Origin of the sequence: Pseudomonas sp. B21-015 (assembly GCF_024749285.1) — a bacterium.
Taxonomy (GTDB): domain Bacteria; phylum Pseudomonadota; class Gammaproteobacteria; order Pseudomonadales; family Pseudomonadaceae; genus Aquipseudomonas.
The window spans coordinates 5046004-5063092 of record NZ_CP087196.1 but is presented as its reverse complement, the minus strand read 5'-3'; the positions used below and the strand labels follow the sequence as shown (position 1 = coordinate 5063092).

The window sequence follows — 17089 nt, the reverse complement described above, 5'->3', positions numbered from 1 at the left end:
CCTTTCATGATGTTGAAGCAAAACCGTAGCCGCTTCAGTTCAAGCAAGAGATCCATTCCAGCCGAGGCGGTAACGAACCAGGTAGCCCCTCGTTGCCAAGGGGCCGATCCATCGTCAGTTATGGATGGAAATGAACGGGTCCCACGCACAGCAGCCGATAATTTGGCAGTCGCGATCCACGATCAGGAAGTTGAAGTGGTAGGTCACGCGACCACACGCAAGGGTTTCCGAGGACCAGTAATGGTTGTCGACTTTCTGACAACTAGGCACTGACGGATTGCTGGTGTTGGGTACCGCAAAGGAGGCGGTAGCCTTGCGTGGCGTGGGCGTAGAGATCAACTCGTTGCCTACGTTACCGATGAACTTGTAGAAAATCACGGCTTGCTCGAAGCCCAGCGACAGGCTGGCTTCACGCCAGCGAATCAGATCGCCGACCTGCGCCTTGAGGTCCAGCTCACCACCGGCCTGGCCGCTGACCACGTTGTTCTGGTTGGTGACCATATAAACGTGCCTGAAATCGATCGTTGTTGGTGTATGAGGATTTTTGCTGATGTTCGGGTAGTTTTTCAGAATGGTTTCAGTGTCGATGGAAACAAGTACATCCGTGACTCGAGACATAGTAAAGCTCCTTTGAACATAGTGATTACCTGGCTACCTGCCAGGCACGACAACGCTTGCTTGCCTTACGGCCGTTGCGAGCACACTACTGGGGAACCCACTTGATCACGGGGTGCGAGCTGGCCATGCTCCTTGCCTTGAAATGACGGGTTGGGTTCCTTCCAACAGGCCGCGGGTAGGACTATAGATGCCATTTTAATGCTGTCAAAATCGCTTTGCCTGTCGTTCGACGAACGGTCTTTTTGGTTATGGCTTTCAATGAATTGACGATAAGAAAAGACTCATTCAAACCCTATGCCCTTTAAAAGTCGGGATAGGGCAGGACACCCGTGTCGATGTATGGCGCTCCACTTGCTATCACCCGCTCGCCGATGACAGTACAGGCGTCGGATTCTGATTCTTGCGGCCAAAGGTCAAGCAAGAGAGCTTGACTGATCGGCATTAGCCCTTGAGGCCGGTTTTTTGCGGGGCTCTATTCACGCCGACAGCGTCACTTCAGTTTTCCAGCTGAAGTATCCCACCGCTTCACAGCGCTGGTTGATCAGCATGAAGCTCAGTTCGCAGGTGGCCACGCCCGTGGTCAGTTGCGAGCACTCCCAATAATGATCGTCGGCCTTATGGCTACCCGGTTGGGTCGGATTGGCGGGGTCGGGTGCGGGGACTGCCTGGTCGCTGTGGACGATCAGTTTGGGCGGCGAAAGGACCCCGGCATCGTCCACCGTCAGGTTGTGAAATACCACCGTATGTTCGGCCAACAGGCTGACGGTCCTGCCGCGAATATGGAAGACCTTTCCATTGCTGGCTGTCAGCGTTATTTTACTGTCATTTTCAGTATTTTTTTTCGTCGTGCTACTACTCACGGAGAAGATGAAGCCGTCTTCAATCACAGTCGGGTTTTGCGCTTCAAGGCTGGGTTGTGGATAGCGTGAAAGCAACGATTCGGCATCGACGATCAGCAGCACACTACTGGCTATCACGGCGTCCGCCGAAGGGGAGGTGATCGGTTCGGAAGTCATCATGGATCCTTTCATGATGTTGACGCAAAACGGTAACCGCTTCGGTTCGGGTGAGACATCCTGTTCCAGCCGAGGCGGCAACGAGCTCGGTAGGCCCCTCGTTGCCAAGGGGCCCGGCCCAGCATCAGTTACGGATGGTAATGAACGGATCCCATGTGCAGCAGCCGATGATCTGGCAGTCGCGATTCACGATCAGAAACTGGAAGTGATAGGTCACGCTGCCGCAGGCAAGGGTTTCCGAAGACCAGTAATGGTTATCGACCTTCTGGCAGCTGGGCACCGACGGATTGCTGGTGTTAGGGACTGCAAAGGAGGCGGTAGCCTTGCGTGGCGTGGGCGTAGAGATCAACTCGTTGCCTGCGTTACCGACGAACTTGTAGAAAATCACCGCTTGCTCGAAGCCCAGCGACAGGCTGGCTTCACGCCAGCGAATCAAATCGCCTACCTGGGCTTTCAAGTTGAGCTCGCCACCGGCCTGGCCACTTACCACGTTGTTCTGATTGGTCACCATGTACACATGATTGACGTCGATCATCGTCGGTGCAGCAGGATTTTTGCTGATGTTCGGGTAGTTTTTCAGAATGGTTTCAGTGTCGATCGAAACAAGTACATCCGTGACTCGAGACATAGTGAAGCTCCTTTGAACATAGTGATTACCTGGCTACCTACCAGGCACGACAACGCTTGCTTGCCTTGCGGCCGTTGCGAACACACTACTGGGGAACCCACTCGATCAAGGGGACGAGCTGGCCTTGCTCCTTGTCTTGAAATGACGGGTCGGGTTCCTTCCAACAGGCCGCGATAGGACTATAGATGTCATTTATATACTGTCAAAACTGCTTTGCCAGTCGGTCGACGAACGGTCCTTTTGGTTATGGCTTTCAATGATTTTTGCGATAAGAGAAAACTCACTCAAATCCCTATGCTCTCAAAAAGTCGAGATAGGGCAGAGCACACCGGTCAATGTATCGTAGCGAACCGGTTGTCGGCCTCTGGCTACAACCATGTACCGACAGGAGAGCGACATGAGTTGGTCCGCCAAACAATACGTAGCTTTTGAAGATGAGCGCACACGCCCGGCGCGTGACTTGCTGGCCGCCATTCCCGCGGTGGACGTTCGATCGGCAATCGACATTGGTTGTGGCCCCGGTAATTCCACCGAGTTGCTGGTGCAGCGCTTTCCCAATGCCGCGGTGCGAGGGGTGGACAGTTCGCCCGATATGATCGAGGCCGCTCGCGAGCGCTTGCCTCACCTGCGTTTCGACACTGCTGACATTGATACCTGGAACGAGACCGGCCCGTTCGACGTGATTTTCGCCAACGCGGTGTTGCAGTGGCTGTCCGATCACGCCCGGTTGTTGCCTTCATTGGTGGCCAGGCTCGCGCCCGGCGGTAGCCTGGCGATCCAGATGCCCGACAACCTCAACGAACCGTCACACCGGTTGATGCGCGAGGTCGCCGCGAACGGCCCTTGGGCTGACAAACTGGCAAGGGCCGCTGGCCTGCGAACGGAAATGGAGGATGCTGGCGGCTACTACTCGATGCTGCGTGCCCACTGCACTCGGGTCGATGTATGGCGCACCACTTACTATCACCCGCTCGCGGACGGCGCATCGGGCGTGGTCGAGTGGTTCAAGGGCTCCGGTTTGCGGCCTTTTCTCGAACCGCTGGATGACGCGCAGCGGGCGCAGTATCTCAAGCAGTATCAGACGGCGATCGAGCAGGCTTATCCAGCGCTGAGCGATGGCTCGGTGCTGCTGCCGTTTCCGCGGTTGTTCATGGTGGCGACGCGCTGACGAATAAAGGGACACACGCTTGATCGTTTGTCCCGTTGGTTTGTCCCTGGAGCCCTTTGGTGAGCTCCGTGAAGAATTCAAATGCGAATACGTATCAAAAGCTGTCGGTACGGTATACCATTCGCCGCAAATTATTGGCACGTATGCCATTCCATTTGGCTTCTTCACCAAGGTTCATCATCAATGCGTCGTACTCTGCTTTCTATCTGTGTGCTTCAGGCGTTTTCTCCTTCTACATGGGCAGAGCAAGCCGCTACGGAAAAGACCAGTCTGGAGTTGCAAGCGACCGACATCATCGGTACGACGGACTATGAAACGGCACAAGGGCCGGTGAAGGGGTATCACGCAACGCGGTCGGCCAGTGCGACGCGAACCGACACTGCGATTCACGAGACGCCGCAGTCCATCAGTGTGGTGTCCAAGGATGTTGTAGAGGACATCGGTGCAACTCGTCTTCAGGACGCACTCGATTATGCTGGCGGAGTGGGGCGGGCCAACAATTTCGGTGGTCAGGGGCTGACCACTTTTACGGTGCGTGGATTTACCACCGGTGAGTTTTATCGCAACGGTTTTCCGATCAACCGTGGTTATCCGAACATGCCTGATGCCAACACCATCGAGCGGCTGGAGGTACTGCGCGGCCCAGCGACCATGCTCTATGGCCGGGGCGATCCTGGTGGCACGTTCAACGTGGTCTCCAAACAGCCGCTGGCAGAACGCACGGTAACGCTGGGCAGCCAACTGGACGACCAGGGTATGCAGCGCGGCACGCTGGATGCCTCTGGCCCGCTCGACGAAGAAGGTCGTCTGGCGTATCGCCTGAATGTGGTGGGCGAGGGCGGGGATACCTTCCGTGACCATGTCGAAACCGAACGTTATGGTGTGACACCGGTACTATCCTGGCAGGCCAACGACGACACCAAGGTGATTTTCGAGGGCGACTTCATGCGCAACAATCACCCGCTGGATCGCGGTGTGACGCGCTATCCGAATCAGATTGGCACAGCATCCCGTGACACCTTCTTCGGTGAAAAAGACGCGGGCAAATTACACAACGACAACAACATGGCGCAACTGCGGTTCGAGCACCTGCTAAGTGATGACTGGACATTGGGTGGTGGTTTTCAATGGCTCGATGGCACCTTGCAGGGCAACGCAATTGAAGCCAATGGTGTCGCCGCTGATGGGCGCACGCTGGGTCGTAACTTCAGCTACCGCAAGCTGGAATGGACGGACAAAGACACTCAACTGAACCTCACCGGGCATTTCTCCACGGGCGGCTTCGATCACACGCTGTTGACCGGTGTCGAGTACGAGGATTATGACTACAAGTCCATCATCCAGCGCTCCAGCGGAGCGGTCGGCGCCTATTCGATCGACCTCTTCAATCCGGTGTACGGCCAGCCTCGTCCAGCCCTGACCCGTACCCCGACCAACGACAAGGAAAACCTCAAGACATACGCGGCCTTCGTTCAGGATCAGGTAGCGTTGACCGAGCGTTTAAAAGTCTTGGCGGGTGCCCGTTTCGAGCGCTTTGAGCATGAATACGAAAACTTTGTACCGGGTGGCAGAAGCTGGGCTGCGAGCGACAACGCGGTGACGCCGCGTCTTGGGGTGATTTACGACCTGACCGATACTGTGGCGGTGTATGCCGATGCAGCACGCTCTTTCAAGCCCAATACGGGGGCCAGCCGTCAGGGCGGTGGCTTTGAGCCGGAAAAGGGCAAGTCTTATGAGATGGGTATCAAATGGGAAGCCCTGGATCGCCAGTTGAGCGTTGACGCGGCGATATACCAGATTGAAAAGCGCAACGTCCTCACCACCGACCCCGTGGACTCTACATTCAGCGTGGCGGCTGGCGAAGTACGCAGCCGTGGCTTTGATCTGAACGTGGCAGGCAATCTGACTCCAGAATGGCGGGTGATTGGCGGCTATGCCTATGTCGATGCCGAGGTCACCAAGGACAATGTGATCCAGTCGGGAACCCGGCTGATGAACATTCCGCAGAACAGCTTCAGCCTGCTCAACGTCTACGAGTTCCAGGATGGCACTTTCAAAGGGCTAGGCTTGGGTGTGGGGGGTAAATACGTCGATGAACGTGCGGGCCAGACCGCTAACACGGCGTTTTCGATGGGCAGCTACACAGTTGTCGATCTGCTTGGTTTCTACAAGGTCAATGACCAGGTCAGGCTTAATCTCGATGTGAAGAACCTGTTCGACCGTGACTATGAAGAAGGCGCCTTCGGCAATGTTTATGCCTACCCTGGTGAGCCAAGAACCGTTCAGGTCGGTATTTCTTACACGCTCTAGACGATCTAGTGGCCCGGGCGGTTAATCCATAGATTTATTTTCTATCACGCTCAGCTTCGCCTTATGTACCGGCGAAATGAGGATCGTTGCTGATTTTGAAGCTCTTCAGGCAATGGGGTTTGGGGTCGGAAGCGGCCCAGACCAGCCGAACCTGCCACGTGGTGACCCGCGCATACTTGGCCACCAAACGAACGCTCCTGTGAGTGGATTCCAGGGGGGACACGTCAGGATTTCGTTGATTGTTTCGGGCCAAAGTTTGAATGGCTGGCCGCTGCGCGGCAGATTGCTCAACCCTTCGATTCCCGCCTCCCGATAACGTTTTCGCCACTTGAATACCGTTGGCGGCGTGATCTGCAACTACTCGCTGACGGCCTTGGGCGTCAATCCATCAGCCAGTAGAAGCAGAATGCGCGCTCGCTGGGCGAGGCTATGTTCCAGCGAACTCATGTGCAACCAACCTTGCAGGGCGATGAGATCGGAAGGCGTTAAAGCAAAGGGGGAAGCAGGTCGGGCCATGCGCATAACCAATCCATGACATTGGACGCACGGTATACGTTACCGGTAGATAAATTAATTAACCGCTCAGTCAACTAGCATCACTGGGCAGTTTGCGTTTGCTGCGCTTTGTTTTGTTCCGCCAGTGCTATCGCTTTGAAATCATAGGTCGGATAGAACTCGGTTCTGTAACTTCCCCACGCTGTATTTTCAAGTGCAAGGTTTACTTCAGCAAGACGGGAGGCTGGGAAGCGCACTGTGACGACTTGTCCGATACCCATCATTATGTTCCAACTGACAATCTCTACTCCCGCAGGTGGAAATGCCTTATAGAATCCTTGCTTGGCAAGTTGAGCCTTTAGTTCGTCCAATGGCCGTGATTGATCGTGCTTTAAAAATACGGTCAGCATGACGGCATTATCTGGCGTGGCAACGGCATTTTTTGCAGGGGAATTTGTTGTGGACTGCGCATTGACAACGCCGCAGAAGGCCGAGGATATCAGCAGCGTAGATACAAGGAGTGTTTTGAGTGATTTCTGCATTTTGAAACTCCATGTTTTATTCGGAAAAAAAGATTGGTTTCAAGCGTTAGCGCTACTCCAGCGGAACTGACTGGATCATTTAGTGTACTGTGGGCGATTGCTTTCAGTTTGTGATGTTTGCATCTGGCTTCATGGCGGACTTTGTTTCTATTGTTCCGGTGTAGGGGGTATGAACTACATAAATACGCACCAAAGGGTTATTGTCTACCATGTCGCGAGGCACTTCGCGAGAATAGGTGAATTCATCTGGGTTCAACTTTTCCAATCGCCTGATCACGGTTTTGGTTGGCCCGACATCGGGCACTAAGATGTGGTTTTTTTGATCGCCAGTGACAAAAAAGTAACCTCCACCACCATTGTTGTACTTTGATTTTCCCGTATCGGTGTAAAAGAACTCATAGCGATTGCGTTCGGGATCCCACGTCGATATTCCGACCACTCCAGGATAATTCGCTTTTACGTCCGTTTGCGGTAAACCCTCTATATAGACCTTGGTTGTCAGCCATCGAGGAGAGGATGCCAGAGCCCGAGTATCGGCAGTGGCAGTGGCAGTGGCTTGTTGCGCAAAACTACCGAGAGGACAAAACAATGCCGCAAGAAGTAGGCATGTAGAAGTAACGTTGTTTCTTTGCATGCGGATAACTCCCTATCTATTTTTGTTAGTTTCTCGCTATTGATCATCCAAATTCAATGCGTGAAAAGTATAGGTCGGGAATTGGGAGGTGTTCAATGGCGGGGTAGTGACTTGTAACAATTTGGTGTTTCTTGTTTTGAAGTAATATTTTGTCGTACTTGTTTTTCGATGTGTTGGTTGTCGGAGTTTTCCTACATGTCGAAATTAGGGCTTTCGATATCATGACCGACCAAGTCATCGGACGGATTACCCAGCGCCATCGAGTCAAGGAGTTTCTGGCTTTTCTGCAACAGATTGAACGCAGCACACCAGACGGACTGGATCTGCATGGTTGAGTACAAAAGGGCCCTTCAAGGGGAATGCCAGTCAGTTAGTCTGACTGGCATTTTTATTTCTAAACGGATACTTCGGGGATTTAAACCTGACGGCCCGGGGATAAATACGCTGCTCTCGTCGATGAGGCAGGACATCGTGCTTCTAAAGCAGCTGATCAATCAAAACCGCGTTGGTATAGATCAGGCTTCCATCGCTCGCTCGATGCCCGACCAAATGGAACTGACCGCGCTCATGGTGCAAATAGACGCGCATTTGGCAGTCGGACAAGGGGCCGTATCCCTCTGGCAAGATCAACTCCATTGAGCTCATGTCGACATCGACCATGGCTTCACGCTCATGGGTCTTCTGCAGGCGTTCCTCAGCTTGCTCCAGACGCAGATGGAGGGGGCCGTCGACGTAAAAATGGATTTCACCCGTCGGGGTGGACTTTTGGTCGGGGCTGGTTTTGCACCAGCCTTCGATTGTCAGGGTACTCATGACGAAACCTCCGTCGTGGACTGCTGGACTCGGCAGCTCTTGTCTCTTCTCGGGGCAGGGTACGTCATCGGGGGCGCTTCTGGCCGACCTCTGCCGTCCGTAATCTGAAATTGAGTATAGCTGGCAACCGGGCCTCGCTTGCCTGCCTTCCTCCCTTGTTCGACCTTCGACCGCGCCTGCGCCTTGGCCTTCTCAATCTATGCTGTTTAGTGGTGATGCTTTTGCAAGCCAATGAGCAACAGGCATAGGATGACGAGAAAATGGCAATAGCAATTATCTTAATACTAATCGTTATTGCATCAGTGCTCTTCCACATACTGGCGCCTTGGCATGCGACACCGGCAGCTTCCAACTGGGGGTCAATAGACACCACCCTGTTCATCACCCTGATCATTAGCGGAATATTCTTCATCGCCATTACGGTATTCATGGCGGTAGCCGTGATGCGTTATCGTCACAAGGAGGGTTCCAGGGCGCATTACCAGCCAGAAAGTAAAAAGTTGGAATTATGGTTAATTGTCGTGACCTCGGTAGGCATTGTCGGGATGTTGGCGCCAGGTCTGGTTGTTTACAGTGATTTCATCCGGGTGCCGAAAAATGCTTATGAGCTTGAGGTGATCGCCCAGCAGTGGCAGTGGGCCTTTCGTTTTCCCGGCCAGGACGGGAAGCTGGGCAAATCGGATATCAAGTTTGTTGATGCCGCCAATCCCTTCGGCCTTGATCCCAAAGATCCTGCCGGGCAGGACGATGTGCTGATAAAAAACAATGAAGTTCGTCTTCCGCTCGATAAACCGGTAAAAGTTTTACTGCGTTCTAAAGATGTGCTGCACAATTTTTATGTGCCGCAAATTCGCAGCAAGATGGACATGGTGCCAGGGATGGTGTCGTACTTTTGGTTTACGCCGACTAAAACCGGGAAGTATGAAATCCTTTGTGCTGAGTATTGTGGTGTAGGTCATTACAACATGCGCGGCCAGATGATCGTGGAAGAGCAGGGCGCCTTCGATCAATGGCTGAGCAGCCAGCCGACTTTTGCCCAGACATTAACGACCGCTGCCAAGCCCAGTCGGGATAGCGTGCTGGAAAAAGGCCGCCTGTTGGTCGAAAAATACGGCTGCGGTGCCTGCCATAGCCAGGATGGCAGTGCCAGTCTCGGCCCGGGATGGAAGGGGTTGTACGGGCGCACTGAACAGCTTGCCGACGGCACCCGTGTGCTGGTCGATGAGGCCTACCTGAAAGAGTCGATCCTCGATCCGAAGGCCCGCCTGGTACAAGGCTACCCGCCGGTCATGGTGACCTATACTCTCAATGACGATGAACTGGGTGCACTCGTCGCCCTGATCAAATCACTGGGTGCCGCGCGGCAAGATGATGAAGTTTCTGCCAGCGAAGCGCCGGGCCCAGGTGACGACCTGGCGGCGCAGGGGCAGCGGTTGGCCGAGTCGCTCGGCTGTCTGGCCTGCCACAGTGTCGATGGCAGTAAGGGCGTCGGCCCCAGTTGGCAGGGCCTGTATGGCAAGACCGAAACCCTTGCCGACGGTACGAGCATAAAGGTCGATGAGGGCTATATAAAGGATTCGGTTCTTAATCCCAGCGCCAAAATCGTCAAAGGCTACGCAGCCGTCATGCCGGCCTTGGCTCCGAGTGATCAGGAGTTGAACGCACTGATCGCTTTTATCAAATCCAAAGCGAATGCCGACGCTGATGCGAGCAAGGCGGAGCCAGGGAAGTAGCCGTAAAGCAGCCAGGAATGCACCGAAACTTCGAACAGGAGGATGACGTGATGGCCTATGCGGAGCAAGCCGAAACAGAAGCACTGCACGAACCCAAAAGCTTCCTGACCAAATATATCTGGAGTCAGGACCACAAGGTCATAGCCATTCAATATTCCTTGACGGCTATATTCGTGGGCGTTATCGCCGTGGTGTTGTCCGGCTTGATGCGCATACAGATTGGCTTCCCCGGCACTTTGGAGTTCATGGACGCCAGTGCTTACTATCAGGCGATGACCATGCACGGCATGATCATGGTCATTTACTTGCTGACGGCCTTGTTTCTGGGTGGCTTCGGTAACTATCTGATCCCGTTGATGGTGGGCGCCCGCGACATGGTCTTCCCCTATGTCAACATGCTGAGTTACTGGTTCTACCTGCTAGCGGTAGTGGTGTTGCTCTCCAGTTTCTTTGTCCCTGGCGGCCCCACCGGTTCGGGTTGGACGCTCTATCCGCCACAGTCCATTTCTCAGGGGACACCGGGTTTCGAGTGGGGCATCGTCCTGATGCTCGTCTCGCTGGCGATCTTTATTGTCGCAGCCACCATGGGCGGGTTGAACTACGTCACCACGGTGTTGCAGGCGCGCACGCACGGCATGACATTGTTTCGCATGCCGCTCTCCGTATGGGGAATCTTCATGGCCTCGATTATGGCCTTGCTGGCGTTCCCGGCATTGTTCGTCAGTGCTGTCATGATGCTGTTCGACAAGCTATTGGGCACCAGCTTCTTTATGCCGGCGATGATCTCGCTGGGGCAGCAGATCGATCACCAGGGTGGCAGCCCAATATTATTCCAGCACCTGTTCTGGTTCTTCGGCCACCCGGAGGTCTACATCGTGGCGCTCCCTGCGTTTGGCCTGGTCTCCGACTTGATCAGCACGCATGCGCGTAAAAATATCTTCGGCTACCGAATGATGGTGTGGGCCATTATTGCGATTGGCGTACTCAGCTTTGTGGTCTGGGCGCACCACATGTATGTCAGCGGAATGAACCCGTACTTTGGCTTTTTCTTCGCCGTCACCACCTTGATCATCGCGGTGCCGACCGCACTGAAAGTCTACAACTGGGTGCTGACCCTGTGGCGGGGCGACATCCATCTGACCGTGCCGATGCTGTTTGCCCTGGCCTTTATCGTCACCTTCCTGGTCGGCGGTCTGACCGGGTTGTTTCTCGGCAATGTGATTGTGGATATTCCGCTCTCGGACACCTATTTCGTCGTAGCCCATTTTCATATGGTCATGGGGGTCGCACCGGTACTGGTGGTGTTCGGCGGCATTTATCATTGGTTCCCCAAAGTAACCGGGCGCATGTTGAACGACACCCTGGGCAAGTTGCATTTCTGGATTACCTTTCTGGGTACCTACGCCATCTTCTTCCCCATGCACTACCTGGGTTTTCAGGGTATGCCACGCCGCTACTACGCCTATGAAAACTACGCGTTCATTCCGCAGTCGGCGCAAGAGCTGAATGCTTTCATTACGGTGATTGCATTGACCGTCGGCGTTTCCCAGTTGCTGTTCCTGTTCAACCTGGCCTGGAGTGCATTCAAGGGCAAGCCCGCAGGCAGTAATCCCTGGGGCGCGGCCAGCCTGGAATGGCAAACGCCGAACACCCCACCGATTCACGGTAACTGGGGAGCGAAGCTGCCGGTCGTGCATCGCTGGGCCTATGACTACAGTGTGCCGGGGATAGAACAGGATTTCGTTCCGCAAACGGTCTCCGCCGAGGAGCTGGAGCAGATGCGGCAACTGAGTGCCGGAACCAAGATAGCGGACGTTAAAACATGAAAAGGCTGCTATTGAGAAACGCCGACGGTGCTGACCCCAGCGGCAGTTGGAGTCGCGACCCTGGGGGTATTCAGGCCTCCGAGGGTGCCGATAGAAGGCAAATCGCAAGAGTGGGCCTGCGCTTGTTTCTGGTCGTGGTGAGTTCGTTATTCTTTCTCTTCCTGTTCGCCTTTATTGCCCGTTCACAAATGGCCGACTGGCTCCCCCTGACAGACCCCTTGGCGCCGTTAGCCAATCTCTGGCAGCTATGGCTGAATTCGGCTTTTCTGGTGTTGAGTTGCATCGCACTGCAGGGGGGCCGTATGGCCGCCCGGCAGGCTCGACTGGACGCTACGGTCATTGGTTTTGCCTTGGGGGGCGTATTTGCCATTGCCTTTCTGGTGGGGCAATTCTGGGTCTGGCAGCAGTTTGTCGCCTGGGGCTACTTTGTCGCCAGCAATCCGGCCAACAGTTTCTTCTACCTGTTGACCGGACTGCATGGGCTCCACTTGCTGGGCGGGCTGATAGCCTGGAGCATCATCGTCGCTAAATTCCTGCGTCGCGTGCCGTTGGCGCAACTCAGCGTCAGCATAGAGCTCTGTACCACCTATTGGCATTACTTGCTGGGTCTTTGGTTCGTGCTATTCGCTTTGCTGGCCAGCACGCCGGAGACCTATGAAGCCATCGCCAGATTCTGCGGCCTGAGGTGAAAAACCATGGCATCGCACCCACTTGCCCCAGGCGAATCCAATCCACCAGACTCACCGCCTGCACCGGGATGGCAGGGTATCGCCAGCGATTGGTCCTCGGATAGAGAGGCCTTCAAGCAGGTCCCTTGGGGCAAGGCGATGATGTGGATATTCCTGCTCAGCGATACTTTTATATTCACCTGTTTTTTAACCGGCTACATGTCGGTACGCATGACCATCACCACCGCCTGGCCGAACCCCAGTGAAGTGTTCGCGTTGACGATTGCTGGTAAGGAAATCCCGCTTATTCTGATCGCCATCATGACCTTTGTGCTGATCAGTAGCAGCGGCACCATGGCCATGGCCGTTAACTTCGCCTATCGCCGTGATCGCGCGAAAACCGCTGCCCTGATGCTGGCGACCGCTGCCTTGGGGGTGACCTTCGTCAGCATGCAGGCATTTGAATGGAGCAAACTCATCGCAGAAGGGGTGCGTCCCTGGGGGAACCCCATGGGGGCGGCGCAATTTGGTGCCAGTTTTTTCATGATTACCGGTTTTCACGGGCTGCATGTGTCAATCGGCGCCATCTACCTCAGCATTGTGGCGATGAAAGTCATGCGAGGAGATTATGAGCGCTCCGGAAACTATCAGAACGTCGAGATAGCCGGGCTTTACTGGCACTTCGTGGATTTGGTGTGGGTGTTTATTTTTGCTTTCTTCTATTTATGGTAGAGGAGCACGGGTGATGGCACATGCTCAGGGTCAGCAACATCCAATCAGTTTGTACCTCAAAATCTGGGGGCTGTTATTCGTCCTCAGCACGATGTCGTATCTGGTCGACTACTTTCACTTCCATGGCTACCTTCGGTGGGCCCTGATTATCACGTTCATGTTGTTGAAGGCAGGTTTAATTGTCTCCATCTTCATGCATATGGCCTGGGAACGGTTGGCCATGGTCTACGCCATATTGGTGCCACCGTTGTGCTTACTGGTGCTCGTCGGGCTGATGGCCACCGAGGCGGACTATGTTTTCCTCAGCCGGGTCATTTTCTTCGGTCAATAATCAACTGCCGGATGGCCTTCAGCCTCCAGGGGCTAACCCGATATCACTCGCTTGAACTGATGCCATTTGTGCTGCCAGGCGACTGTCCAGTGGGGTGCTGCCGCTCCCATGCCGGCGATCTTCAGCGTTGGATGGTGTTCGATGACCTGGTCCAGTACCAATTCCTGGTTCGGTTCAACATCCACGAAGAAGACATGTTTACCCTCTTCTACCATCTGTTTAAAACTGCGGAAGTGAGCATTCGGCACCTGGAACCCGAAAAAACCGCCTTCCCAGATGCAGAAGCCAAATATAACAACGGCCAGGAAGATAAAAGGCACCCAGCCTGCGGCGGATTCGGTCCAGCCCAGCCAATAGGCGCCGCCAAGGACCAGTGCCGCGAGTGGCACACCGATCACTGCACCAATCTCGCCAGAGTGAACAACATCCTGTTTCATCAGCGAGTTAACCTCGTGGAGGTGATGTTCTTCAACATCAGCCACTTTTTCGCTGAGCACATGAATTTGTTCGGTATTGATGCCGTTGGCTTCCAGTTCATTTTCAACGGCTTCGAGATCGTCGAGATTATCACTGATGTAATAGTGCCGATTCATGCCACACCTCCCATCTCGTATTGGCTGTAGACCTCCTCTGTCTTGCAGCCGTTAACTGAGATTTGCAGTCGATGTCTGTGCACGTGGGGAACGCTGCACACTTGATGCAATTCGTAGGAAGTATAGCACTCGCTAGCATGCGGTATTTGCAGTGTCAAGATTCAGCGGCAGCATTAGGGGCGTGAAAAACGGGGAATCAAAGGCTTATCCGAGTCCGCCGAAGAATCACTCTTCGCCGACCTCCATCTCTCGATCCTCAAACGCAGAACGTACGGCCTCCACGACGCGTTCCGCCATGCGCTCATCTTCAAGCTGCGGGTACCCTTTCTTTAGCTTGCCGGACACTACCCAGCTGTTCTCCTTGATGGAGCGGATGATGCGGTTCGCATCCAGGTCTGGCATTTCCAGTACCTCTTTCAGCTGCTCCTGAGCTCGCTGAAAGATCACCAGTACTCTGGCTTCATCCGCCATTTCTTTTCGAATCGTGTGCTCGACGACGCGTGCGGTGTACAGGACATGTTCGGTCAGATCGGGATACCGCCAGGCAAAACACGCGTCCTCGTATTCATCGAAGGTGAAGTTGCTGCGAGTCCCGTCCTCGTAGGTCACGAGTTCGCCGAACCGATAGGCCGCTGCGTAACGTCGCATGAACGGTCGCGAGAACACTTCGAGAGTACGGTCGTAGCCGGCCCTGAAGTCGATCGAACTCGTGATTGTGGCTGACACCGGCAGTATTACGCCGTCGGGCACTGCCTTATCCCGAATCAGGGTGTCGTTGATAAGGAAGCGATGAATCCGGCCATTGCCATCGCGCATGGGATGGATGTACACGAAGCCAAATGCCAACACTGCGGCACGTGCCACTGATTCCGCACCACGCGTTGCGACCTCAAACTCGTTGAGTCCTGCCAACAGCTGCGCAAGATCCGCGAAATGGGGGGCAATGTAATGCACGATGTCCTCGCGCATCGTGGCCTGCCCCACAAACACAGGGGAGCGCCGCAAGCCCAGTCCAATGGCGTCACACCCCAGAATGCCGGCTTGCAGGGAGTGCAGGCTGTCGTTGCTCAACGGGTCTTCGATATGTCCGCAGTACTGGGCAATGACATGGGCAAACCGCTGGATGCGATCGGCCTGGTCGGCTTCCTTTTCGATGAGAAAGCTCGCGCGCGATTCCTTGAACGTCAGCCAACTGGCGGTACGCATCAGGATGTCGGGGCCAAAGGCCTGGTCCAATTCATCCAGTGCCTCGCGCAGATCAAATTGCAGAGCGTCCTGCACTGGCGCCGTACGACGAACCAAGGGGCAGAACTCAGCCGTCCCCGGCAGGTTGTTATTAACTCGCCAACGCCGCGTTCGCAGTGCCTCGCGACGAGTCAGGTAATCTTTTGGCGAAAGTACATCAACATAGCCGCCATTGGTCACGTCTGGCACATCCAGACGTTGTCCTGTCAGCCATTCGTAGAGGAATCCCGTGCGACGGGCATACTGGCCGAATGGCTCCCGTCGACACCAGTCTTCGACAGGCTGCGGACCTATGACCGCAAACAGGCGGGCGAAGAACTCGAGATGGATCTCTTCATACTTGAGGCCGAATTCGAAATGTCCTGCGAAATCGTCTGCGGGCCGATAGCTTGCCGGATACCGGTTCTCCACATTTCCGTCACTCTCGCGACTGACACGTACAGTGCCGATCATCGAGTCGACTCGTAGAGGCTGTGCCAGTGCGATGTCGTAACGGTTCGCGAGGGTCTTGTAACCGACTTGCATTGACGAAATCCTTTACTGGGGCAAGAAAAACGCTAACAGAAGATCGATCATATGCGAAAACGCTAATTTTCATAGATGTGAAAACATTAACGCTTGATGAAATTTGATAATAAACCCGTGTTTTTCGAAAAAAACGCTAACGGACTTCAGATTAGTCGCTACCGCCCCGAGAGCACTTACTCATCGATCAGCGGACAACGGATGAAAATGGGGGGATGCCTCAGAGCCCGATTCCACCAAATCCCAGACACAAAAAAACCGACCATCAAGGCCGGTTTTTTCTTTACCTGCATCCCCCGTCAAAAAACGACGTGAGACTGAAATCTGATTGGAGCGGGTGAAGGGAATCGACCCGTTAATGGACAACGAAGTGTAAATGTTGTGTAGGTGTGTAGGTGCGTGAGCGGCTCACCCCCCTGGAGTCGTTGGCCGTAAAGTTGTGATTCCTCAAATCCGTCTTGACTCACATTGTGACTTTTGAAACGGAGACCTTCCGTCGCCCCCCATGATCCTCCAAGCCTGATACAGGAGCTTTTGGCTTGGCAGACTCCTCGCATATCCCAAGGCATATCAACTATCCGCACGTGGCCCGAACCACTTGCAGAAACCTTCTTCATCCGCCTCATTCATCCGCTCTAGGATCAGTAGCATTGATCCTCTTCCAATATCGATGGACAGTCGATAGAGCTAAGCCGGTCTCGCGTGCAATCTGCGATTGATTCATCCCTGCCGCCTTTAGCTCGCGAACGACGTTTTCGCTTCCCTTATTCTGGGGCTTGCCAGGCTTACGATGGGCGACTTCTCCATCAGAAAGCTGTTCAGCAAGAATCCCCAGACCTCCTTCTTTTTCAAAGGCTCGAAGCTGCTTTAGAGCAGTCTCCATGAGAGCGGGATAGGGAGTGTTTAGCCGTTTGGACATGCATAGAGCCAGGAGGGCTAGAGGGTCTATTCGAAGGCCCTCAGCAAGGCTCTCGAACTTCTCAAGGGTGATACTTGTATCGCCTCGTTCGAGGGCGCTGAGTTTGGATTTCGCGGAGGCGTCAGAAAGATCTTCGTGTCGAAGCTGACGCTGCAGGCGCAGGGCTCGGATTGCGCCTGCGAGTGCGATTCTAAGCTGCATGGCTCACTCAAAAGTCAGGATATAGCCACACAGGAGGGTTTCCGTTAAATACCATAATGAGGTAGTATTGCGCATAAAGCTGACGGGGACGG

The 17089-nt window shown here is 54.4% G+C and carries 16 protein-coding genes and 2 pseudogenes; 8 read left to right on the top strand and 10 right to left on the bottom strand.

Annotated features, from left to right (window positions below):
* Window positions 1–114: 114 nt before the first annotated feature.
* The 3 genes from LOY38_RS23105 to LOY38_RS23095 form a co-directional block, all read right to left on the bottom strand.
* Window positions 115–618: an inclusion body family protein gene (locus LOY38_RS23105; RefSeq protein WP_258697204.1), complete on the bottom strand. Its 504-nt coding sequence runs from the start codon at window positions 616–618 to the stop codon at window positions 115–117.
* A gap of 476 nt (window positions 619–1094) precedes the next feature.
* On the bottom strand, window positions 1095–1634 hold the full coding sequence (locus LOY38_RS23100; protein WP_258700781.1) for an inclusion body family protein: 540 nt from the start codon (window positions 1632–1634) through the stop codon (window positions 1095–1097).
* 124 nt (window positions 1635–1758) lie between these two features.
* Window positions 1759–2262 (bottom strand): inclusion body family protein, encoded by a 504-nt coding sequence (locus LOY38_RS23095; RefSeq protein WP_007903283.1) that lies wholly within the window; start codon window positions 2260–2262, stop codon window positions 1759–1761.
* Between the two features lie 397 nt (window positions 2263–2659).
* On the opposite strand from LOY38_RS23095, the gene tam reads away from it, so the two are divergent.
* Entirely contained in the window at window positions 2660–3430 is a 771-nt protein-coding gene (tam, locus tag LOY38_RS23090; RefSeq protein WP_258697203.1) for a trans-aconitate 2-methyltransferase, read from the top strand.
* Between the two features lie 183 nt (window positions 3431–3613).
* Complete coding sequence (locus tag LOY38_RS23085) at window positions 3614–5740, top strand: TonB-dependent siderophore receptor (protein WP_258697202.1); 2127 nt, start codon at window positions 3614–3616, stop codon at window positions 5738–5740.
* 70 nt (window positions 5741–5810) lie between these two features.
* Here the strand turns inward: LOY38_RS23085 and LOY38_RS23080 are convergent.
* From LOY38_RS23080 to LOY38_RS23070, 3 genes and pseudogenes are all read right to left on the bottom strand, one after another.
* Window positions 5811–6256: pseudogene (locus LOY38_RS23080) on the bottom strand (helix-turn-helix domain-containing protein); the annotation flags it as partial.
* An 80-nt stretch (window positions 6257–6336) separates the two neighbouring features.
* Window positions 6337–6777, bottom strand: a complete 441-nt coding sequence (locus LOY38_RS23075) for a hypothetical protein (protein WP_258697201.1) — start codon at window positions 6775–6777, stop codon at window positions 6337–6339.
* A 103-nt stretch (window positions 6778–6880) separates the two neighbouring features.
* Window positions 6881–7411 (bottom strand): DUF4822 domain-containing protein, encoded by a 531-nt coding sequence (locus LOY38_RS23070; protein WP_258697200.1) that lies wholly within the window; start codon window positions 7409–7411, stop codon window positions 6881–6883.
* 209 nt (window positions 7412–7620) lie between these two features.
* Between LOY38_RS23070 and LOY38_RS23065 the strand changes: the two are divergent.
* A pseudogene (locus LOY38_RS23065) lies at window positions 7621–7740 on the top strand (IS630 family transposase); the annotation flags it as partial.
* 148 nt (window positions 7741–7888) lie between these two features.
* Here the strand turns inward: LOY38_RS23065 and LOY38_RS23060 are convergent.
* A complete protein-coding gene (locus tag LOY38_RS23060) occupies window positions 7889–8224 on the bottom strand; it encodes a hypothetical protein (RefSeq protein WP_258697199.1) in 336 nt (111 codons plus the stop codon).
* Between the two features lie 260 nt (window positions 8225–8484).
* Here LOY38_RS23060 and LOY38_RS23055 point away from each other — a divergent pair, with 260 nt between their 5' ends.
* From LOY38_RS23055 to LOY38_RS23035, 5 genes are read left to right on the top strand one after another with little or no spacing between them, the layout of a single operon-like run.
* On the top strand, window positions 8485–9957 hold the full coding sequence (locus LOY38_RS23055) for a cytochrome c oxidase subunit II (RefSeq protein WP_258697198.1): 1473 nt from the start codon (window positions 8485–8487) through the stop codon (window positions 9955–9957).
* A gap of 50 nt (window positions 9958–10007) precedes the next feature.
* Entirely contained in the window at window positions 10008–11783 is a 1776-nt protein-coding gene (gene ctaD, locus LOY38_RS23050) for a cytochrome c oxidase subunit I (protein WP_258700780.1), read from the top strand.
* Window positions 11780–12472 carry a cytochrome c oxidase subunit 3 gene (locus LOY38_RS23045; protein ID WP_258697197.1) on the top strand — a complete coding sequence of 231 codons (693 nt, stop codon included), beginning with the start codon at window positions 11780–11782 and terminating at the stop codon, window positions 12470–12472. Before ctaD ends, LOY38_RS23045 begins: the two co-directional genes overlap by 4 nt.
* Window positions 12473–12478: 6 nt before the next feature.
* A complete protein-coding gene (locus LOY38_RS23040) occupies window positions 12479–13183 on the top strand; it encodes a heme-copper oxidase subunit III family protein (protein WP_258697196.1) in 705 nt (234 codons plus the stop codon).
* A 13-nt stretch (window positions 13184–13196) separates the two neighbouring features.
* Window positions 13197–13514, top strand: coding sequence for a cytochrome C oxidase subunit IV family protein (locus tag LOY38_RS23035; RefSeq protein ID WP_007935708.1), 318 nt, complete (start codon window positions 13197–13199; stop codon window positions 13512–13514).
* 32 nt (window positions 13515–13546) lie between these two features.
* On the opposite strand, the gene LOY38_RS23030 is transcribed toward LOY38_RS23035, so the two are convergent.
* From LOY38_RS23030 to LOY38_RS23020, 3 genes are all read right to left on the bottom strand, one after another.
* Window positions 13547–14107 (bottom strand): magnesium transporter, encoded by a 561-nt coding sequence (locus LOY38_RS23030; protein WP_258697195.1) that lies wholly within the window; start codon window positions 14105–14107, stop codon window positions 13547–13549.
* Window positions 14108–14332: 225 nt separating this feature from the next.
* On the bottom strand, window positions 14333–15877 hold the full coding sequence (locus tag LOY38_RS23025) for a Fic family protein (RefSeq protein WP_258697194.1): 1545 nt from the start codon (window positions 15875–15877) through the stop codon (window positions 14333–14335).
* Window positions 15878–16499: 622 nt separating this feature from the next.
* Window positions 16500–16997: a helix-turn-helix domain-containing protein gene (locus LOY38_RS23020; RefSeq protein ID WP_258697193.1), complete on the bottom strand. Its 498-nt coding sequence runs from the start codon at window positions 16995–16997 to the stop codon at window positions 16500–16502.
* Window positions 16998–17089: the final 92 nt, after the last annotated feature.